This is a genomic window from Janthinobacterium sp. P210005 (genome assembly GCF_036231865.1).
GTDB classification, from domain to species: Bacteria; Pseudomonadota; Gammaproteobacteria; order Burkholderiales; family Burkholderiaceae_D; genus Janthinobacterium; species Janthinobacterium kumbetense.
This window is the reverse complement of sequence record NZ_JAZARC010000001.1, coordinates 979,613-999,864: the sequence shown is the minus strand read 5'-3', so window position 1 is coordinate 999,864 and position 20,252 is coordinate 979,613. Positions and strand designations below refer to the sequence as shown.

The window sequence follows — 20,252 nt, the reverse complement described above, 5'->3', positions numbered from 1 at the left end:
TCTCCTGATTATTTAAGTTGTAGAATCAGTATAGGGATGAAAATCCGCATTTTTCATCAGAAAATCCATCAAAAAACCATCAATCCGAAATGGAGAGCACGTGACGCATCCTTTCCCCGTCAAGGTCGTGGCGCTGCAGGCCGGCGTCAGCGTGGCCACGGTCGACCGCGTGATCAAGCAGCGCGGCGGCGTGCACGCCAATACGGTGCGCCGCGTGATGCAGGCGCTCGACGAGCTGGCGCGGCAAAGCACGCAGGTGGGCCTGTCCGGCAGAAAATTCATGCTCGACGTGCTGATGGTGGCGCCGCGCCGCTTTACGGATGCCGTGCGCGCCGCGCTGGAGGCGGAGCTGCCGTCGCTGCATCCGGCCGTGCTGCGTTCGCGCTTTCACCTGCATGAAACCCTGGAAGTGGACGGCATCGTCGACCTGCTGGAGCGCATCCGCAGGAACGGCAGCCACGGCGTGCTGCTCAAGGCGCCCGACTTGCCGCCAGTGGCCGAGGCGGTGAACCGGCTGGCGGCGGCCGGCATCCCCGTGGTGACCCTGGTGACGGACTTGCCGGCTTCCGCGCGCCGCAGCTATGTGGGCATGGATAACCGGGCGGCGGGCGAGACGGCCGCTTACCTGGTCGGCCAGTGGCTGGGCAGCGTGAAAAAGAAACGGCAGGTGCTGGTGACCCTGAGCAGCAACCGTTTTCACGGGGAGGAAGAGCGCGAGATCGGTTTCCGCCGCGCGCTGCGCGAACGGCACCGGCATTTATCCATCGTCGAAGTGAGCGAAGGCCACGGCATTGACGGCGCCACGGGTGCGCTGGTGCGGCAAGCGCTGGCCGGGCATCCCGATATCGCCGCCGTGTATTCCATCGGCGGCGGGAATGCCGCCATCGTGCAGGCGTTCGCAAAAGCGGGCCGGCCTTGCCAGGTCTTCATCGGCCATGACCTCGATGCGGACAACCTGGCGCTGCTCAAGTCGGGCGCCATCCACGCCGTGCTGCACCACGACCTTGGCCAGGACATGCGCCGCGCCTGCCAGGAAATCCTGCGGGCGCAGGGCGCGCTGCCGGCATTGGCGCAGCCGGCCTGCCTGTCCGCCATTCAGATCGTCACGCCGTGGAACCTGCCCGCCCTGAATGGCCTGAATTGACAGGCATGCGAGGCTGGCCGATACTCGCCGCTTCGCTCATCGCTCACCTTCGAAGGAATCCCCCGATGTCCGTCATCCCGAAATTGCATCAGACCGTGCTTGCCGCCTTGCTCTCCACCGCGTTTGCCATGCCGGCCATGGCTGCCGCCCCATCGGCCTGGGTCGAGGCCAGCAACCGCAACGCGGCCATCGTGCTGGCTGCGCAGGCGCAGTTCTCGCCTGAAAACGCTTCCGACACGGGCCTGGTGCAGTACGACGGCCTGGCTGCCGACCTGGGACCCAATATTGTCGAACGCCAGGTGGCGGCCATGCAGCAGGCGCGCGCGCAATTGCAGCACAAGCTGGCGGCGGAAAAGGATGAGCGCATCCGCCAGGATCTGCAAATCCTGACGCAGGCCGTCGACCAGGAAATCGCCGGCGCCCTGCTGGAAGCCAAGTACGCCTTGCCGTGGGTTGATGTGCCGCAAATGGTTTTTGGCAGCATGCAAAGCCTGCTGCAGGAACAGCGCCCGGCCGCGCGCCGCGCCAAGGCGCTGGAACGTCTGCAGCGCTATGTGGGGCAATACCCGGGCAGCACGCCGATCACGCAGCAGGCCAAGGCCCGCTTCACGGAAAAAATCGGCAAGCCCGGCCTGGCGGGACCCGTGCGCCTGCAGGTGGAGCAGTCGCTGGAAAACGTGCCGACGTATGTCGCCGGCATCCGCAAGCTGTTCGCCGACATGCAGATCGCGGGCGCGGAGAGTGCGCTGGCGGCCATGGAACAGCAGCTGACCGAGTATGCGGCGTGGGAAAAGCAGGTGGTGTTGCCCCTGTCGCGCACGGATTTCCGCATGGCGCCCGAGCTGTACGCATTCCGCCTGAAGCAGGTGGGCATCGATATCGAGCCGCGCGTGCTGGTTGAACGGGCGCAGGTGGCTTACCTGGAAACGCGCGCCGCCATGCAGGCGCTGGCGCCCGTGGTGGCGGAGAGAATGTCGCTCAAAGATGTCGACGGCAGCGATTACCGCCAGGTGCTGCGCAAGCTGAAAAGCGATTCCATCCCGAACGCGCAGCTCGAAGCGCACTACCAGGGCGTCAATACGCAGCTCGAGGAGCGCATCGCCCGGCAGCGCGTGGTCGATATTCCAGCGCGCGCCATGACCATGCGCCTGGCGTCCGCCGCCGAATCGGCGGCCCAGCCGGCGCCGCATATGCGTCCGCCTCCGCTGATCGGCAATACGGGAGAACACGGCCAGTTCGTCCTCCCCGTCAGCAATCCGGCCGCCAGCGGCAAGGGCGAGGCGTATGACGATTTCAATTTCGCCGGCGCCGCCTGGACCCTGAGCGCGCACGAGGGCCGTCCTGGCCACGAGCTGCAGTTCAGCGCCATGGTGGAGCGGGGCGTGTCGCAGGCGCGCAGCCTGTACGCGTTCAACAGCGTCAACGTGGAAGGCTGGGCGCTGTACGCGGAAGCGGAGATGATTCCCTACGAGCCGGCCGAAGGCCAGTTCATCGCGCTGCAGTTCCGCATGCTGCGCGCGGCGCGCGCCATGCTCGACCCGATGCTGAACCTGGGGCAGGTCACGCGCGAAGAGGCGGGCCGCATCCTGACGGACGAAGTGATGCTGTCGAAACCGATGGCGCGCCAGGAACTGGACCGCTACACCTTCAATATGCCGGGCCAGGCGGGCAGCTATTTCTATGGCTACACGCGCATCCTGCAGCTGCGCGCGGAAACGGAGCTGGCGCTGGGAGACAGATTCGACCGCCTGGCCTTCAATAACTTCCTGCTGGGCCAGGGATTGCTGCCGCCGGACTTGCTGGCCAGGGCCGTGCGCGAACATTTCATCCCCGCACAGAGAAAAGCCGGGGGCTGACGGCGGTCTCCTGCGCATGCCATACTGGCGCCCTTGAATGAAAACGTGAGAGTGGCAGGCATGTGGCGTGGGATCGTATGTGGTGTGCTGGCCGGCGCCTTTTGGGGCGCCGTTTTCATTGTGCCCGTCTTGCTGCCGGATTTTTCCCCGGTCGAGCTGATGGTGGGTCGCTACATCTGCTATGGCGCGCTGGCGGCCGGCCTGATGCTGCCGCGTCTCTTGCCCCTGCTGCGGCGCTTGCGGCGCAGCGACTGGCTGGCCATGCTGCGCCAGGCGCTGGCCGGCAATGTCGTGTATTACCTGCTGCTGGCCTACGGCGTCAAGCTGGCCGGCGTGGCACCCACTTCCCTGATCATCGGCTTGCTGCCCCTGAGCGTCACCATCCTGGGCCGCAAGGACCACGGCGCGCTGCCGCTGCGCCAGCTGGCCTGGCCGCTGCTGGTGGTAGCGTTGGGCATCGCCTGTATCAATGTCGATATCTTCAGCCATGCAGGCGGCGCGGGCGGCGCCGGTCTGGCGCACAAGCTGGCCGGCGTGCTGTGCGCCGTTGGCGCGCTCGCCTGCTGGACCTGGTATGCGCTCGACAATGCCCGTTTCCTCAAGCGCCACGCGCATTTCAGTTCCGTGGAATGGGCCATGCTGTATGGCCTGGCCAGCGGCGTCATCGCCCTGGCCGTCGGCGCCGCGATGCTGGCGCTGCAGCAGGCAGGCGGCGCCGACGACGCGCCGGCGCGCGACTGGCACCGCTACTGGCTCGTGTGTTTGCTGCTGGCGCTGGGCGCTTCCGTGATCGGCAATTACCTGTGGAACCTGGCGTCGCGCCTGGTGCCGGTCACCTTGTCGGGCCAGCTGATCCTGTCGGAGACCCTGTTCGCGCTGCTGTACGGCTTCGTCTACGCGCAGCGCATGCCGCGCCCCCTGGAATGGGCCGCCATGGTCTTGCTGACGGCGGGCGTGCTGTGGTCCGTGCGGCGGCATGCGCAGGAGGAGGGAGCAGGGCAGGAGGCAGGGCGGACGTAGCGAAAAATACATCGTTGCCGGCCTGCCGTTTGCACTGAGCGGGCCGTATAATTACGCTAATTTTCCGCCCACCCAGGGAGTTCCGCTTGCAGCTACCGATCCGTTATCCGAACATGCCGCAACTGCTGCTGAAGGCCCGCGACAGCCTGCTGCAGCATTTCCGCCCCATCCTCAATCACTTCGGCGTGACGGAGCAGCAGTGGCGCATCATGCGCGCGCTGAACGAAAGCCCGACCCTGGAACCGCGCGAACTGTGCGAGATCTGCCAGATTTCCAGCCCCAGCATGAGCGGCATCCTGGCGCGCATGGAAGAAATCGGCTTGATCGGGCGCAGCAAGTTCGAAGGCGACCAGCGCCGCCGCAAGGTGCACCTGTCGGAAGCGGGCGCCAGCCTGCTGCTGCAGATGGGCAAGCTGATCGACCTGCAATATGAACACCTGGAAGCGGCCTACGGCAAGCAAGTGTTCGAAGACATGCGCCGCACCCTGGAAGCCTTCATTGCCCTCGAGACCCTGCCGGTGGCGCCCGCCATCCTGCGCTGACCGTCCCGCTTTCCCCGTTTTCCCGCCTGCCTGATTAGCCACCGGGCGCGTGTTTTTCGACACGCGCCGCCGCCGCTTTTCCCATGCCTGTTCCGCGTATTTCCCCATCCTGCCGGGCGTGCGCCCGCATACCTGCCGGTTTTGCTATAAGACACAAGAAAGTTTTGCTATAAGACTACGCCTTACAGTCAATCACTTACATGTGAGTAAATAAGCGTATAATTTGCTCCACTTGATCCAAATCAAGAAGAAAAGCGGACGCCCCACGCGCTGTATGGGGCCGCAACGCGGCGCCACAGCCGGTATGTCGCCATCACGGCGGTAATGCCGGCCGGGCGTACTATAAAACAGGAAAGTCAGGAAAAAATGAACACTACATGCATGCGCGCTGCGGCGCTGGCCGTCTCCACGCTCATCGGCGCAAACGTTTGCGCCCAAAGCAATATCAGCATTTATGGCGTGGTCGATGCGGCCATGGCGTACACCAGCAACCAGGGCGGCAATTCGAACACCTACATGCGCAGCGGCAACTTGTCCGCCAGCAAGATCGGTTTCCAGGGCGTGGAAGACCTGGGCGGCGACCTGAAGGCGCTGTTCCTGCTGGAGAACGGCTTTGAAAGCGACACGGGCGCGCAAAGTTCGGCCAGCTCCCTGTTCAACCGCCAGGCTTACGTGGGCTTGCAATCGGCAGCCTACGGCACCGTCACGGCCGGCCGCCAGTACACGCCGTACTACCTGCTGGTGGGTTCGCTGGCGTCGAGCAACGTGTTGACGGGCGCCACCGGCGCCCATCCTGGCGATATCGACGGCCTCGATACGACCGTGCGCATCAGCAATTCCGTCACCTACAGCATGCCGGCCTGGCGCGGCCTGCAGGCCAGCGCGCAGTACGGCTTTGGCGAAGCGGCAGACGGCAACGCCGTGGGCAGCAGCTTCAGTGCCGCCGTCAAGTACAGTACCTCGCCAGCCGAATTCGCGCTCGGCTACCTGAAACTGAAAAACGGCCAGAACAATGCCAGCGCCATGGCCATGAGCACCCAGGGCGGCTGGAACGGCAATGCTTCGGGCAGCTTCGGCATTTCCGCCATCAACCAGGGCTACGCCTCGGCTGAAAGCGTGCAATTCATCGCCGCCAGCGCGCGTTACACCATGGGCAAGTGGATGGTGGGCGCCAACGCCAGCAACGTGCAATACGAGGCGGGCAGCCGCTCGGCCTTCCGCGACACGGCCATCTTCAACACGGCCGGCCTGATCTCCAGCTACCAGTTGACGCCGCAGTGGTTCCTGGCCGCCGGCTACAGCGACACCTTCGCCAGCCACGCCAACGGCATCGCCGACCGCGCGCGCTACCGCCAGCTGTCGTTCGAACAGACGTATGCGCTGTCGAAGCGCACCGCGATCTACCTGATCGAGGCGCGCCAGCTGGCGCGCGGCCAGACCCTGGGCCAGGACGGCGCCATCGTCAACGCCGTCGCCTCGGTCGGCGATTCGCAAAACGGCACGCCATCGTCGACCGGCGGCCAGTCGGTGGTCATGGTCGGTCTCAAACATTCTTTCTGAACGGTTGCTGAACTCACGGGAGCTTCAAGTGGACGCTACACATCACAAGGAGGGCCGCGGCCCTCTCAATCCCGGCCGCCGCATGGTGCTGGCCGGCTTGCTGTCGGCTTCGGCCGCGGCGCTGATTCCCTGGGCGCTGGCCGAACCGGTCGCCAATGCGGAGCAGGGCGCCTTCCTGGGCGTGTCGGCCATGCTGGTGGGGCGGCAAGTGCTCGACCCCGTGCTGGCCAGGCGCCTGTATGACGCGCTGGTGGCGCAGGATACGGCCTTCCCGGCGAAGGTGCGCGCGCTGCTGGCGCTGATCAATGCGCAGGGCTTGCAGGCGGCCGGCCTGCAGGAAGCGCTCGACGGGCTGGACCCGGCCCAGTCGCCGCTGGCCGCCTTGCCGCGCCAGATCGCCAGCGCCTGGTACCTGGGCATCGTCGGCACGGGCGAGGCGGCCGTCTGCGTCGCCTACGAGCAGGCGTTGAACGCGGCCGTCGTGGCCGACGTGCTGAAACCTCCCACGTATTCCTACGGCGCCTACGGCAGCTGGGCCAGAAAACCAATTTAAGGAGCCATCATGGCTGAAGAACTCTCTGCCGATTACCTCGTGATCGGTTCCGGCATCATCGGCTCCCTGGCTGCGCGCAAGCTTGCGCTGGCCGGCGCCTCGGTGCTGATCCTGGAAGCGGGACCGCGCGTGTCGCGCGGCGAAATCGTCGCCCGTTTCCGCAACACGACGCGCCGCAGCGACTGGATGTCGCCGTATCCGTCCGTCGCCACGGCGCCGCACCCGATCTACCAGCCGACCGATAACGGCTACCTGGTGCAGGCCGGCCCGTATCCATACCCGGCCGAATACATTCGCCAGTTCGGCGGCACGTCGTGGCACTGGGCCGCGCAGGCGTGGCGCAATGTGCCGAACGATTTCCGCATCCATACCCTGTATGGCGTGGGCGTCGACTGGCCGATCAGCTACGAAGACCTGGAGCCGTTTTACCAGGAAGCGGAAGAGATCATGGGCGTCTCGGGCGCCGAGAACACGGGTTCGCCGCGCAAGCAGGCGTTCCCGATGGACCCCGTGACGGAGCCGTACGCCATGCGCCGCATCCGCGAGCGCCTCGACCCCACGTTCAAGGTCGTCGGCAACACGGTGGCGCGCAACAGCGTCAGCTACGATGGCCGCCCGGCCTGCTGCGGCAATAACAGCTGCCAGCCGATCTGCCCCATCGATGCGCAATACCACGGCGGCATCGCCGCGCAGCAGGCGGAGGACGCGGGCGTGAAGATCGTCTGCAATGCCAACGTCTACAAGCTGGAACACGACGCGCAGGGCCGCATCACGGCCGCGCTGTACTACGACGTCGACAAGAAAAGCCACCGGGTCACGGCCAAGACTTTCATCCTCGCCGCCAACGGCATCGAAAGCCCGCGTCTGCTGCTCGTTTCCGCCTCGGACAAATACCCGAACGGCCTGGCCAACAGCAGCGACATGGTGGGCCGCAACCTGATGGACCATCCGAGCACCTCGATCACCTTCGACGCCGATGAAGACTTGTGGCTGGGCCGGGGCCCGCAAAGCCCCAATTCCATCAACACCATGCGCGATGGCGACTTCCGCAGCGAGCACTCGCCGTACCGCCTGGATTTCACGAACATTTCTCGCGTCGACGGCGCAACCAGGGAATTGATCGGCAAGGGCGTGTTTGGCGAGGCATTCGAGCAGCAGCTGCGTTTCCGCTCGGCCCGCGAAATGAGCCTGAAAAACGTGCTGGAAGTGCTGCCGAACCCGGAAAACCGCATTGCCTTGAGCAGCGAAAAGGATGCCATGGGCATCCCCAAGCCGCAGGCGCACTATTCGATCGACGAGTACACGAAGCGGGGCCACGAGCGTTCGAAGCAGGATTTCGAACAGATCGCCAAGCTGATGGGCGGCACCAATCTGCGCCACAGCAAGGAAGGCGTGTTTGCCAACAACCAGCACATCTGCGGCACCCTGTCGATGGGTTCCGACCCCGCCAAGGCCGTGTGCGACCAGTGGGGCCGCACCTTCGACCACGCCAACCTGTTCCTGTGCAGTACCGGCGTGCTGCCCACGTCCGGCACCTGCAACTCGACGGAAAACGGCCTGGCCGTGGCGCTGCGCACCGTCAAGCACATCCTCGACGAACAACAGGGAGGCACAGCATGATGGCGGCCTTCAGACTGACGGCGGGCGCCGTCTTGCTGTCTCTCGCGGCCATGCCCGTGCTGGCGGCCGACAAGGGCGTGCCCGATGCGGCGGCGATCGAACGCGGCCGCTACCTGGCGACGGCCGGCGACTGCATCGCCTGCCATAGCGTGCCTGGCGGCAAACCGATGGCGGGCGGGCTGTCCCTGGCGACGCCATTGGGCGCCATTGTCGCCACCAATATCACGCCGTCGAAAACGCACGGCATCGGCAATTACACGCTCAAGCAGTTTTCCGACGCCGTGCGCCATGGCGTGCGGGCCGACGGCGCCAACCTGTACCCGGCCATGCCCTACACGGCCTACGCCAAGGTGACGGACGAGGATACGGCGGCCCTGTATGACTACTTCATGCACGGCGTGGCGGCCGTGGATGCGGCGCCGGCACAGACGACGGACTTGCCGTTCCCGTTCAACATCCGCCTGTCGATGGCGGGCTGGAACATGCTTTTCCTCGACAAGAAGCCCTTCGTCGCCGATACGGCGAAAAGCATGGAGTGGAACCGGGGCGCTTACCTGGCGCAAGGCCTGGCCCACTGCACCACCTGCCACACGCCGCGCAATGCGCTGATGGCCGAGCAGCTGTCGAAGGAGCTGGGCGGCGCCGACCTGGGTACGTGGCATGCGCCGAACATCACGTCGGACATCAACAGCGGCGTGGGCGGCTGGAGCCAGCAGGAACTGGTCGATTACCTGCGCACGGGCCGCACCGCCAACAAGGCGCAGGCCGCGGGACCGATGGCCGAAGCCATCGACCATAGCCTGAAGCACCTGAGCGACGCGGACTTGCACGCCATCGCGCACTACGTCAAGAGCGTGCCGGCCATTCGCGACAAGGCCGACACGCAGTCGGTGACGCAATGGGGCAAGGCGGGCGACGAGCTGGCCAGCATCCGCGGCGTGCCGCTGCCGCAAAACCTGAACAAAATGTCGGGTGCGCAGTTGTACGATGCGCAGTGCGCCAGCTGCCACCAGGCCAGGGGCGAGGGCAGTTTCGACGGCAGCCTGCCGCCGCTGTTCCACAACTCGGTGACGGGCCGCAGCAACAGCAACAACCTAGTGATGGCGATACTCGACGGCGTGGAGCGGCAGGATGGCAGGGGTGCCCATGCAGGTCACCTGATGCCCGCCTTCCGCCAGACCCTGTCGGACGAGCAGATCGTCACCCTCGGCAATTACGTGCAGAAGATGTACGGCAATCCCGCCATCAAGGTGACGGCGGAGCAGGTGACGACCCTGCGCAACGGCGGTGCGCCGTCCAACCTGATCGGCCTGGCCCGCGCGGGCATCATCGTCGGCGTGCTGGTGCTGCTGGCATTGCTGCTGTGGTGGCGGGGACGCCGGCGCAAGCAGGCATAGAAGCAGCCGCGAACAACAGGCGCTGAAGTACAGACGCTGAAGTACAGGCAGGGGCCGGGCTGAATACTCCGGCCCTTTTTTACGTCCTGATATTGCAACTGGTTTGCATCTGTGGAAATTATGTACTATTATTAGTTACATGAGACGCGACAGCAAACTATCATCGATCCTCCATGTGCTGCTGCACATGGCCCACGCGGGACGCCCGATGACGTCCGAGGAACTCTCCGCTTACCTGGATACCAATCCCGTGCTGGTGCGGCGCGTGATGGCCGGCTTGCGCGAGCGCGGTTACGTGGCTTCGGTCAAGGGGCACGGCGGCGGCTGGCGCATCGTCTGCGACCTGCACCGCGTCACGCTGCACGACATTTACGTGGCCGTGGGTTCGCCCACCGTCTTCGCCATGGGCAACCGCGTCGATCAGCCGGGCTGCCTGGTCGAGCAGGTGGTCAACCAGTCGCTGGCCGGCGCCTTCGACGAAGCCGAGGCGCTGCTGATCCGGCGCTTTGGCGCCGTCACCCTGGCCGACCTGGCCGAACGTTTCAGCCAACAATACGCCACACACCAAGGAGCACCGCATGACCATTCCTGAATCCCAGGGCGGAGGCGATGCCACGCCTGCCGCCGCATTCGATGTCCCGTTCGACGCCATCATCGTCGGCGGCAGCTACGCGGGCCTGTCGGCCGCCACGCAGCTGGCGCGCGCCCGCCGCCGCGTACTGGTGGTCGACGGCGGCCAGCGCCGCAACCGCTACGCCAGCCATTCCCACGGCTTCCTGACCCAGGACGGCAGCGGGACGGCTGCCATCGCGGCCGAGGGCAAGGCGCAGCTGCTGGCGTATGCCACCGTCACCTGGCTGGACGGGATGGCCGTGCAGGCAGCGGTCAGCAGCGCCGGCGAAGGCTACGACGTGACCCTGGCGGATGGCATGCGCGTGCGGGGCCGCCGGCTGGTGCTGGCCACCGGGGTGATCGACGAATTGCCGCCCGTCGATGGCCTGGCCGAGCGCTGGGGCCGCAGCGTCTTTCACTGCCCGTATTGCCACGGCTATGAGCTGGAGCAAGGCGCCATCGGCGTGCTGGCCACCGGCCCCCTCTCCATGCACCATGCGCTGATGCTGCCCGACTGGGGCACGGTCACTTTCTTTCTCAACGGCGCGTTCGAGCCCGATGGCGCGCAGCTGGAGCAGCTGGCCGCGCGCGGCGTCACGGTAGTGCGCGCGCCCGTGGCGCGGATCGCCGGCGTGGCCGACGTGGTCATGCAGGATGGCAGCCGCCATGCGATGGCCGGCCTGTTCGTGGCGACCCGCACCCGCCTGGCCAGTTCCCTGGCTGCTGAGCTGGGCTGCGCGCAGGAAGAGGGCGCCATGGGCCCGTTCGTGCGCACCGACGAGCAAAAGGCCAGCAGCGTGCCTGGCGTCTTTTGCTGCGGCGACGCGGGCCGCATGGCCGGCAGCGTGGCGTTCGCGGTGGCCGATGGCGCCATGGCTGGCGTGGCAGCGCACCGCTCGCTGATGTTCGGACTGGCCCCGGCGGCGTGATGCCGGGGCCGTGGCGCGTGCCGGCGCTCAGGCGGCAAAACCGCCATCGATCTTCAGTCCTGCGCCCGTGACGAACGCCGCTTCCGGGCTGGCCAGGTAGGCCACCATGCCGGCGATTTCATCGGCCGTGCCGTGGCGGGGCAGGGCCATCAGGCCGTGCATCAGGTCGGCGAAGTCGCCCGTCGGCGGGTTCATGTCCGTGGCGACGGGGCCCGGTTCCACGTTGTTGATGGTGATGCCGCGCGGACCCAGGTCGCGCGACAGGCCTTGCGTCAGGCCGCTCAGCGCCGATTTGCTCATGGCGTAGGCGGCCGCGCCGCCGAACGGCATGCGGTGCGCATTCGTGCTGCCGATGTTGATGATGCGCCCGCCCGTCTGCATGTGCGCCACGGCTGCCTTGATGGCGACGAACACGGCGCGCACGTTGACGGCCACGGTTTTGTCGAAGTCTGCCAGCGAAAAGTCGTCGATGGCGCCGGGCAGGAATACGCCGGCGTTGTTGACGAGGATATCGATGCGGCCAAATTGCGCCGCCACCTTGTCGATGGCCGCCGTCAGGGCGGTGGCGTCAGCCGCATCGGCTTGCACGCCCAGGGCCTTGCCACCGCTTGCCTCCACCGTGGCGGCCAGCGCCTGCGCTTCGGCGGCCGAGCTTTGATACGTGAAGACGACGTTGGCGCCCTGGCTGGCCAGGCGGCGCACGATGGCGGCGCCGATGCCGCGCGAGCCGCCCGTCACAAACGCGATCTTGTCTTGCAGTGGCAGGGAGGTGGTGGTTTGGGTTTGCATGATGTGCTTTCTAAGTGAGGAATCGAGGAGTTCAGTATCTGCCTTTCATTCCTGCCGCGCTAGCCATGAATCGCTACAATCACTTTCAACCATTGGTATCAGCTGAGCGGGTAGAATAGGCGCATGGACGCCCTCAATCACTTGCAATCCTTCGTGCTGTCTGCTGAGCTGGGCAGCTTTTCCGCCGCCGCGCGTCGCCTGGGACTGACGCCGGCAGCCGTCAGCAAGAACGTGGCGCGCCTGGAAGCGAGCCTGGGATTGCGGCTGTTCCAGCGCAGCACGCGCCGCCTGACCCTGACGGAAGGGGGCGAGCGTTTCCTGCAGCAGATAGGCGGCGCCCTGACCACCCTGCGCGAAGCGATCGCCGGCGTGGCGGAAGAGGGCGGCCAGCCGGCCGGCATTCTGAAAATCAGCATGGCGCCGTCGTTCGGGCGCAGTTACGTGGTGCCACTGCTGGGCGACTTCATCGCGCGCCACCCGGGCGTGGTGCCCGACTGCCATTTCGACAACCGGCAAGTCGACTTGATCGGCGAAGGCTTCGATGTCGCCATCGGCGGCGGCATCGAGCTGACGCCGGGCGTGGTGGCGCGCGAGCTGGGGCACGCGCATATCGTCGCCACGGCGTCGCCCGCCTTCATGCAGGGCAAGGCCATGCCCAGGCATCCGTCGGACCTGGCGCAATTCGATGGCGTGGCGCGCCGTTCTGCGGGCAGCGGCAGGCTGCGCAGCTGGATATTGCGCGACGGCGCGGGCGGCGAAGGCGTGGCCGAATGCCGGCCGCGCGCCATCTTCGACGACCCGGAAGCGATGGCGCAGGCAGCCATCCTGGGCGTCGGCGTGGCGCTGCTGCCCATGCCGCATGCGCTGGCCCACTTGCGCAGCGGCGCGCTGGTACGCCTGCTGCCAGGCTGGCACGCCGATTCCGGCCCCCTGTCCGTGTACTATCCCAGCAAGAAACTCTTGCCCGCGAAGACGCGCGTGTTCGTCGATTTCCTGCTGGAGCAGTTCCGCCAGCGCGATTTCGCTGCGCAGATGCGGCCCGATTAACCGATAAAGAATTCCGATGCATAGCAATTACAGCCTGTTTTACACCTTCGACGGCGACCGGCCGGCCCGTTTCCGGGAAGCGCGCGTCTTCGGCACGACCGTCTGGACGGCCAGCGGCGCAGCCATGACCTGGGGCGAGGAGACGCGCAACGACTACGCCAGCGAAGCCGAAGCGCACGCCGTCTACCTGGCGCATGGCCGGGCCGCGCTGGCCGATGGCTACGTGCTGGCGCGCGAAAGCGTCATCGATCCGGCCGTCTTCGATTTCGCGCTGCTGCAAACCCTGGTGGCAGACGCCGCGCGCCTGGCTGTCGAAGCCGCGCGCCGCGCGCATCCCGACCAGCACATCGACGCTTTCGCGCTGGTGAGCGACGACAGCGCCATGACCATCGGCCCCATGGCGAACAGCCGCGAAGCGCTGGCCGCCTCGGAGTACGGCGAGGAAATGCTGTGGAATCCCGCCGAATGGGCGTTCGAGGACGGCGGCGAATATTTTGACAGCGCCTACCGTTTGCTGCTGCAGGCGCACCGCGACTTGCCGTTCGACGTGGACTTCGCCACCTTGCGCAGCGGCGTGTTCGACGCCTGCATCGGGGCGCTGGCGCAGCTTGACGCCGAGGGGGTATTCGGTACGGGCGCCGGGCGCGACGAGAGCGTGCTGCTGTTCGAGGTCAGCGACAGCGAAGCGGTGGAAGGCGCGATGGCGCGTTTGAATCCGCCGGCGGTGGTGGCGCGGTTCGAGGCGTGGATGGCCAGCTGGGCCGATTAGGTTCTACGCCGCCACCAGCCTGAGCCTCGTAATCTCCGCCGGCGCGCCGATGCGTTTCGGCGGCCCCCAGTACCCCGTGCCGCGGCTCACGTAGATCCACAGGCGGCCTTGCCGGTGCAGTCCGGCCACGTAGGGCTGCTGCAGCGGCACGAACAGATTCCACGGCCAGAATTGGCCGCCGTGCGTGTGGCCGGACAATTGCAGGTCGTAGCCGGCCGCTTCCGCCTCGGGCGCGCTGCGCGGCTGGTGCGCCAGCAGGATGCGGGGGATATCGGCCGGCGCGCCGGCGATGGCCGTTTGCGGGTCGCTTTTCTGCGCCGGATCGAAGGCGGCCGCGTTGAAGTCGGTGACGCCGGCCAGCGCCAGGCGCGCGCCGTCGCGGTCGAGGACGACATGTTCATTCATCAGCACGCGCAAGCCCAGGCGGCGAAATTCCGCCACCCACGGTGCGGCGCCCGAATAGTATTCGTGGTTGCCCGTGACGAGGAAGACGCCGTGGCGCGCGCGCAGCTCGCCCAGCGGCGCCGTGTGGCTGCCCAGTTGCGCCACCGTGCCGTCGACCACGTCGCCCGTGATGGCGACGAGGTCCGCCTGCAGGCCATTGGCGCGCGCGACGATGGCTTCCACGTAGGCGCGCTTGATGGTGGCGCCCACGTGGATGTCGCTCAGTTGCACGATGGTGTAGCCCTGCAAGGCGGCCGGCAGGCCGGCGATGGGCACGTCGACCTCGCGCACGCGCGCCACCCGGCGGGCGTTGATGAAGCCGACGACGGTGGCCAGCAGCGCCAGGAGCAGCACAAGCACGGCGGATGCCTGCGCGTGCGGGCGGGTGGCAGGAATCAGCATCAGCAGTGCGCGCAGCGCGGTCAGCACGAACAGCGAGGAAAAAAAGCCCATGCACAGCGAACCGGCCCAGCTCAGACGGTCGGCCAGGCGCGCATCGTTGGTGACGGCGCGGGCGAAAATCGTCATCGGCATGAGCATGGTCGACGCCAGCAGGACCAGGCCGCCTAGCAGCCAGCCGGCCAGGCCGACGGGGAGCGACGGCAGCAGCAGCCAGCCCAGGAGGGCGTGCAGGGCGCCCAGTATCATGGTGATGCGCAGCAGCGGCGTGCGGGTTGTCATGTCATGCTTCCAGAGGTGAGGCGGCCGCCGATTATAGCCGACGCCTTGGCCGCAGGCAGCCGCCACCCCGCTCAGGGGGCGATATGCAATCCCAGCATGGCCAGCTTGCCGAAATCGACGGGTTTGGCGAAGTGTTCGTTGAAACCGGCCTGCAGGGCCGCCTGGCGGTCGTGTTCCTGGCCGTAGCCGGTCAGCGCGACGAGCAGGAATTGCTGCGGTATCGGCAACTGGCGCATTTTGACGGCCACGTCGTAGCCGCTCATGTCGGGCAGGCCGATGTCGAGAAAGACGATGTCGGGCTTGAATTCCAGCGTGCGCTCGGTGGCTTGCGCGCCCGTGTAGGCCGTGCGCACCGTGTGGCCGTACATTTCCAGCAGTTCGGCCAGGGTATCGGCCGCATCGCGGTTATCGTCGACGACGAGGATGCGCTGGCTGCCGCCGGTGGCGGCCTGCGGCGCTGGCGCGGCCGGCACCGGCACGTTGGCGTCGAGCGGCAGCAGGACTTCGAAGGTGCTGCCCAGCCCTACGCCGGGGCTGCGCACGCTGACCTGGCCGCCGTGCAGGGTCACCAGGTTGCGCACCAGCGACAGGCCGATGCCCAGGCCATCCTGCACCCGGTCGGGCGAGTGGCCGCTTTGCTCGAACAGGCCGAAGATGCTGTCGATGCTGGCGGCGGCGATGCCGATGCCGTTGTCCCTGAGGCGGATGCGCACATTGTCGCCTTCGCGTTCGGCGGTAATGGCGATGCGCCCGCCCGGCGCCGTGAACTTGGCCGCGTTGAGCAGCAGGTTGGCGACGATCTGCGACAGGCGCACGGCGTCGCCGCTGACCCACAGTTCTTCCCGGGGCAGGTTCACGTCCAGCGCATGGCCGCGCGCCTCGATGCTGTGCGAACTCGTTTCCAATGCGCTGCGGATGACGCTGGCCAGGCTTACGCTTTCCCATTGCAGCGAGATTTTGCCCTGCGAAATGCGCGACACGTCGAGCAGGTCGTCCACCAGGCGCACCAGGTGATCGGTATGGCGGGCGATGGTGCGGCGCGCATTGTCCTGCACGGCCGGCACGACGGGGTCGAGCTTGCACAGCAGGGCCAGCGCCGTGCGGATGGGGCCCAGCGGGTTGCGCAATTCGTGCGCCAGGGTGGCCAGGAATTCATCCTTGCGGCGGTCCACGTCGCGCAGCGCGCGCTCGACGCGGCCCAGGCGCAGCAGCGCCTTGACGTTGGCGATCAGTTCATCGGCCTCGATCGGCTCGACCAGGTAATTGTCGGCGCCGCCGTCCAGGGCGCGGATCTTGTCGGCCGTGCCGATGCAGGAAGCCGACGTTTGCAGCACCAGGATGGTGTTCGTCTCGGCGCCGCCCTTCAACTGGCGGCACACTTCCAGGCCGTTGATGTCGGGCAGCTTGACGTCGAGCAGGATCAGGTTGGGGCGGTCGTGGCGGGCGCGCAGCAGCGCGTCGCCACCGTTCGACGCTTCGATGACCTTGAAACCGGCGCGTTGGAGGATGCGCGACTTGGCGTAGCGTGCGCCATCGCTGTCATCGACGTTCAGGATCAGAGCATCGCTGTTGTTATCCGGTAGCATGCGCATTGTCCCAGGTGGTTGTGCCTTGCGGCGGGACCGGCTCTTGCCGGTGGTGTGGATTGCCGATCAGCGCGCGCAGGGTCGCCAGCAATTGCTGGCGCGGCAGCGGCTTGACGTAGTAGGCGTCGGCGCCCAGGGCCAGGCCCTTGCGCACGTCGTCGATCTCGGTGGCGACGATGACGGGCACCTGGCGCCGCAGCGGGTCGTTTTTCAGCTCGGCCAGCCAGTGCCAGGCCGTTTCGCCGTGCAGCAGGATATCGAGGATGACGGCGGCGGGGCGCTGCTGTTCCCAGCGCTCCTGCGCCTCGCGCACGCTGCGCGCGGGGACGACGCGAAATTCGCTGCCGGCCAGGAATTTTTCATACAGCAGGCGCACGGGCGGATTGTCTTCCACCACCAGCACGGCGATGCGCTGGTCGTTGCCATTGTCGTTCGCCGGCGCGCACGGGGGCAGGCTGCCTTCGGGCGCGTGGTAGCTGGCGGGCAGGACGACGGAAAACAGCGAACCGTGGCCCGGCGTGCTTTCCACGCTCACCGTGCCATTGAGCAGGGTGGCCAGGTTGCGGCACAGGGGCAAGCCCAGACCCGTGCCCTTGACCTTGCGCTGCATGTGGTTTTCCACCTGGCTGAATTCCTCGAAGATCATCTGCACGTCTTCGGCGGCGATGCCCAGGCCCGTGTCGGAGACGGAAAAGCGGATCGCGTCCTGCTCCGGCAAGGGCGTGGCGCTGACGATGATGGCCCCGGCCTCGGTGAACTTCAGGGCGTTGGAGATGAAATTGCGCAGGATTTGCGACAGCTTGCCTTCATCCGTGTGGATGTGCAGCGCCGGATCGGGGTCGATGAAGGTCAAGGTGAGCGTATCGGACACCAGCAGCGGGCGCAGCATGCCGCGCAGGGCGCTGAACAGGTCCGCCACCTGGAAACTGTTGGCGTGCACGTCGACCTTGCCCGCCTCGATCTTGGCCAGGTCCAGCAGGTCGTTCACCAGGTCGCTCAGGCTGACGGCGCTTTGCAGGATGAACAGCACCTGTTTTTCCTGTTCCTCCGACAGATCTCCGTCGATGCGGTCGAGCAGCAGCTTGGACAGGGCGCGGATGGAGCTGAGCGGCGTGCGGAATTCATGGCTCATGTTCGACAGGAAGCGCGATTTCATCTGGTCGGCGCGGCGCAGGTGGTCCGCCTTTTCGTCCAGTTCCGCGAACAGCGCCACCACGCCGCGGTTGGTGTCTTCCAGTTCGCGCGTCAGCTGCAGCAGGTCGTCCTGCCGTGTCTTCAGTTCGGCCAGGGTGCTCAGCAGCTCGCGGTTCTGCTGCTGCACTTCGGAGAGCGTGATGTCCGGCGGCAGCGCCTGCAGGCTGCCGGACAGCGTGCCGATCTTGCCGCCGTCGAGCAGGGGCGCGTCGCGCGGGAACAGCTTGTGCAGGGTGATCTGCGTGCCGTCGCCCGGCGCGCTGCGGATATGGCAGCGGTCCATCAGGCGCTGGGCGCCCAGGATGCCCAGGCCCATGCCCGTCGGCGAGCGGTAGGTGCCGGCCAGTATGTGGTCGAGCTGCGCGATGCCGGGGCCCTGGTCCTCGATGCGGATGCTGAGCACCTGCGGCGCCGTCTGGCCATCGATGGCGAAATGCACCTTGCCGCTGCCGGCGTAGTTGTAGACGTTGCGCGCCAGTTCCGATACGGCCGTGGCGATGCGCACCTGGTCCTGCACGCCGAAGCCGCACAGGGCGGCGATCTGCCGCGCGCGCTGGCGCGCGCCCACCACATCGAGTTCGCTGCCGATATGGGCCGTCAATATGCGTCGTGTCATGTCGTTTCGCTCCTTTCCCCCGTCACGGCCTGCTGTTCCTCGTGTTCGCGCAGCACCACCACCGTGACGTCGTCGCGCCCGCGCGCAAAGTCGCGGTACAGCACGGCGGCGACGAGGCTGGGGTGGCAGTGCGCCAGGCCCGGATACTGTTCCAGGTCCCAGCGCGTGTGCAGGCCGTCGCTATGCATGATCAGTGTTGCGCCAGGCTGCCACGGATAGCAGAATTCCTGCACCTTGCGCAGGTTGCTTCCGACGATGCCGTTGTGTGACAGCAAATGCCGGCGCTGCCGCGCATCGAAGGCGCAGGCGGCGATATTGCCCACGCCCGCGTAGCGCAACTGGCGGCGCGCGCTGTCGATATGCGCCAGGGCCAGGGCCGCGCCGCGCGTGGCGCGCAGGGCGCCGTTGGCCAGCTCGATGAAGGGGGCGGGCAGCGGCGGCAGTCCCGGCGTGTCGTGTTCCAGCAGGGCGCTGGCGCGTTCCGAGGCGTGCGCCGCCAGCGGGCCGTGGCCCAGGCCATCGGCCACCATCAGGCTCAGTTCATGGCCTTCGCAGACCACGTTCCAGGCGTCGCCGCATACCTGTTCCGAAGCCAGCGGCAGGCACACTGCGCCGATCTGCCAGTTCGGGCTGGCCGGGATGGCGCTGCTGGCGTTCGGCCCCCAGACCACCATCATCAGCACCGTGCCCTTGCCGGGCGCCGTGTACAGGTCGAATTCCTGGCTCAGCCGGCGTATCGCGCCCAGTCCCACGCCGTAGGTTCCCGTGGTGGAATGGCCATCCTGCATGTGCTGGCGTACATTCGCCATGCCGGGGCCGTTGTCGATGGCCAGCACTTCGATGCCGCTGGTGCCGCCGCGCAGCACCTTGCGCAGCAGGATTTCGCCGCGCTGCGCGTGCTTGACGATGTTGGTCGCCGCTTCGCTGATGATGATGGCCAACTGGCCCGTGCGCACGTCGTCGAAGCCGATGTGGCGCGCCAGTTCGTTGCCGGCGCGGCGGGCCGTGGCGATTTCGCTCGGTTCGCCGACGGAAAAACGGCGTTGCCTGGCAATGTCAGGGGCTTGCTCGAGGTGGTTCAAAACAGCTTCCATTTCGCGATGGTGACAGTGGTGCCCGCGCCGGGCGCCGTGTCGATGTGAAAGGCGTCGGCCAGGCGCTTGGCGCCACCCAGCCCCAGTCCCAGCCCGCCGCCGCTGGTATAGCCATCGGTCAGCGCCAGGGGAATATCGTCGATGCCCGGTCCCGCATCGACAAAGCGCAGTTCCAGTCCCTGGCGCGCGCCATCGCAGACGCGCGCGATGCGCGCTTCGCCGCCACCGCCGTAGCGCAGGGTGTTGCGCGCCAGTTCGCTGGCCGCCGTGATGATCTTGGTCTGCTCGATCAGGCCAAAACCCATGGCGACCATGCTGTCGCGTACCTGCTTGCGCAGCCGCACGACGTCTTCGTCGCTGTGCAGGGGCAGAATCTGCTGCGCCCCGGCCTGCACCCGCTCCTGTGCCTGCGCGCCTAGCACGGCGCCCCCGTCATGCGCATGCGCCGCCCCGTTCCAGCAGCTTGATCCCCCGTTCCACGTTCAGGGCCGTGCTGACGCCTTCCAGGGTCAGGCCCAGTTCCACCAGGGTGATGGCGACGGCCGGCTGCATGCCGACGACGACGGTGCGCGCGTCGAGGATTTTCGCCATCGCCGCCGTGTTGCTGATCATGCGGCCGATGAAGGAATCGACGATGTCGAGCGCGGAAATGTCGATCAGCACGCCCGTGGCGCGGTCTGTCACGATGCGGGTGGTCAGGTCGTCCTGCAAGGTCATCGCCAGGCGGTCGTGCATGTCCACCTGGATCGTCACCAGCAGCAGCCGGCCCATGCGTAAAATGGGGATTCTTTCCATAGGC

General features: G+C 66.7%; 19 protein-coding genes. 12 read left to right on the top strand and 7 right to left on the bottom strand.

Features of this window, described 5'->3' with window-relative positions; translation table 11 throughout:
- The first annotated feature begins 100 nt into the window (after window positions 1-100).
- From VPH40_RS04385 to VPH40_RS04340, 10 genes are all read left to right on the top strand, one after another.
- A complete protein-coding gene (locus VPH40_RS04385; protein ID WP_328572785.1) occupies window positions 101-1,144 on the top strand; it encodes a LacI family DNA-binding transcriptional regulator in 1,044 nt (347 codons plus the stop codon).
- Between the two features lie 65 nt (window positions 1,145-1,209).
- A complete protein-coding gene (locus VPH40_RS04380) occupies window positions 1,210-3,000 on the top strand; it encodes a DUF885 domain-containing protein (RefSeq protein ID WP_328572784.1) in 1,791 nt (596 codons plus the stop codon).
- A gap of 60 nt (window positions 3,001-3,060) precedes the next feature.
- Window positions 3,061-4,020, top strand: coding sequence for a DMT family transporter (locus VPH40_RS04375; protein WP_328572783.1), 960 nt, complete (start codon window positions 3,061-3,063; stop codon window positions 4,018-4,020).
- 86 nt (window positions 4,021-4,106) lie between these two features.
- Window positions 4,107-4,562, top strand: a complete 456-nt coding sequence (gene hpaR, locus VPH40_RS04370; RefSeq protein ID WP_251348489.1) for a homoprotocatechuate degradation operon regulator HpaR — start codon at window positions 4,107-4,109, stop codon at window positions 4,560-4,562.
- Window positions 4,563-4,928: 366 nt separating this feature from the next.
- A complete protein-coding gene (locus VPH40_RS04365; RefSeq protein WP_328572782.1) occupies window positions 4,929-6,122 on the top strand; it encodes a porin in 1,194 nt (397 codons plus the stop codon).
- Between the two features lie 28 nt (window positions 6,123-6,150).
- Window positions 6,151-6,675: a sorbitol dehydrogenase family protein gene (locus tag VPH40_RS04360; RefSeq protein WP_251348491.1), complete on the top strand. Its 525-nt coding sequence runs from the start codon at window positions 6,151-6,153 to the stop codon at window positions 6,673-6,675.
- A 9-nt stretch (window positions 6,676-6,684) separates the two neighbouring features.
- Entirely contained in the window at window positions 6,685-8,295 is a 1,611-nt protein-coding gene (locus VPH40_RS04355; protein WP_099667748.1) for a GMC family oxidoreductase, read from the top strand.
- Window positions 8,292-9,692 (top strand): cytochrome c, encoded by a 1,401-nt coding sequence (locus VPH40_RS04350; RefSeq protein ID WP_251348493.1) that lies wholly within the window; start codon window positions 8,292-8,294, stop codon window positions 9,690-9,692. The genes VPH40_RS04355 and VPH40_RS04350 overlap by 4 nt, the downstream gene beginning before the upstream one ends.
- 139 nt (window positions 9,693-9,831) lie before the next feature.
- Window positions 9,832-10,284 carry an RrF2 family transcriptional regulator gene (locus VPH40_RS04345; protein ID WP_251348494.1) on the top strand — a complete coding sequence of 151 codons (453 nt, stop codon included), beginning with the start codon at window positions 9,832-9,834 and terminating at the stop codon, window positions 10,282-10,284.
- Window positions 10,271-11,233, top strand: coding sequence for an NAD(P)/FAD-dependent oxidoreductase (locus tag VPH40_RS04340; protein ID WP_328572781.1), 963 nt, complete (start codon window positions 10,271-10,273; stop codon window positions 11,231-11,233). The genes VPH40_RS04345 and VPH40_RS04340 overlap by 14 nt, the downstream gene beginning before the upstream one ends.
- 27 nt (window positions 11,234-11,260) lie before the next feature.
- Here the strand turns inward: VPH40_RS04340 and VPH40_RS04335 are convergent, their stop codons facing one another.
- Window positions 11,261-12,022, bottom strand: coding sequence for an SDR family oxidoreductase (locus VPH40_RS04335; protein WP_305052172.1), 762 nt, complete (start codon window positions 12,020-12,022; stop codon window positions 11,261-11,263).
- Window positions 12,023-12,145: 123 nt separating this feature from the next.
- Between VPH40_RS04335 and VPH40_RS04330 the strand changes: the two genes are divergently transcribed.
- Together VPH40_RS04330 and VPH40_RS04325 are read left to right on the top strand one after the other, a co-directional pair.
- Window positions 12,146-13,069 carry a LysR family transcriptional regulator gene (locus tag VPH40_RS04330; RefSeq protein ID WP_328572780.1) on the top strand — a complete coding sequence of 308 codons (924 nt, stop codon included), beginning with the start codon at window positions 12,146-12,148 and terminating at the stop codon, window positions 13,067-13,069.
- 16 nt (window positions 13,070-13,085) lie between these two features.
- Window positions 13,086-13,838, top strand: a complete 753-nt coding sequence (locus tag VPH40_RS04325; RefSeq protein ID WP_328572779.1) for a DUF4303 domain-containing protein — start codon at window positions 13,086-13,088, stop codon at window positions 13,836-13,838.
- 3 nt (window positions 13,839-13,841) lie between these two features.
- On the opposite strand, the gene VPH40_RS04320 is transcribed toward VPH40_RS04325, so the two are convergent.
- The 6 genes from VPH40_RS04320 to VPH40_RS04295 form a co-directional block, all read right to left on the bottom strand.
- On the bottom strand, window positions 13,842-14,963 hold the full coding sequence (locus tag VPH40_RS04320) for a metallophosphoesterase (RefSeq protein WP_328572778.1): 1,122 nt from the start codon (window positions 14,961-14,963) through the stop codon (window positions 13,842-13,844).
- Between the two features lie 71 nt (window positions 14,964-15,034).
- Window positions 15,035-16,549: an ATP-binding response regulator gene (locus VPH40_RS04315; protein ID WP_328572777.1), complete on the bottom strand. Its 1,515-nt coding sequence runs from the start codon at window positions 16,547-16,549 to the stop codon at window positions 15,035-15,037.
- The gene (locus tag VPH40_RS04310; protein WP_328572776.1) at window positions 16,536-18,359 is read right to left on the bottom strand and encodes an ATP-binding protein; all 1,824 of its coding nucleotides are present in this window, start codon (window positions 18,357-18,359) and stop codon (window positions 16,536-16,538) included. The genes VPH40_RS04315 and VPH40_RS04310 overlap by 14 nt, the downstream gene beginning before the upstream one ends.
- Window positions 18,356-19,441 (bottom strand): ATP-binding SpoIIE family protein phosphatase, encoded by a 1,086-nt coding sequence (locus tag VPH40_RS04305; RefSeq protein WP_328572775.1) that lies wholly within the window; start codon window positions 19,439-19,441, stop codon window positions 18,356-18,358. Before VPH40_RS04305 ends, VPH40_RS04310 begins: the two co-directional genes overlap by 4 nt.
- Complete coding sequence (locus tag VPH40_RS04300) at window positions 19,438-19,875, bottom strand: ATP-binding protein (RefSeq protein WP_328572774.1); 438 nt, start codon at window positions 19,873-19,875, stop codon at window positions 19,438-19,440. The genes VPH40_RS04305 and VPH40_RS04300 overlap by 4 nt, the downstream gene beginning before the upstream one ends.
- Window positions 19,876-19,885: 10 nt before the next feature.
- The gene (locus VPH40_RS04295; protein WP_099667758.1) at window positions 19,886-20,248 is read right to left on the bottom strand and encodes an STAS domain-containing protein; all 363 of its coding nucleotides are present in this window, start codon (window positions 20,246-20,248) and stop codon (window positions 19,886-19,888) included.
- Between the last annotated feature and the right edge of the window lie 4 nt (window positions 20,249-20,252).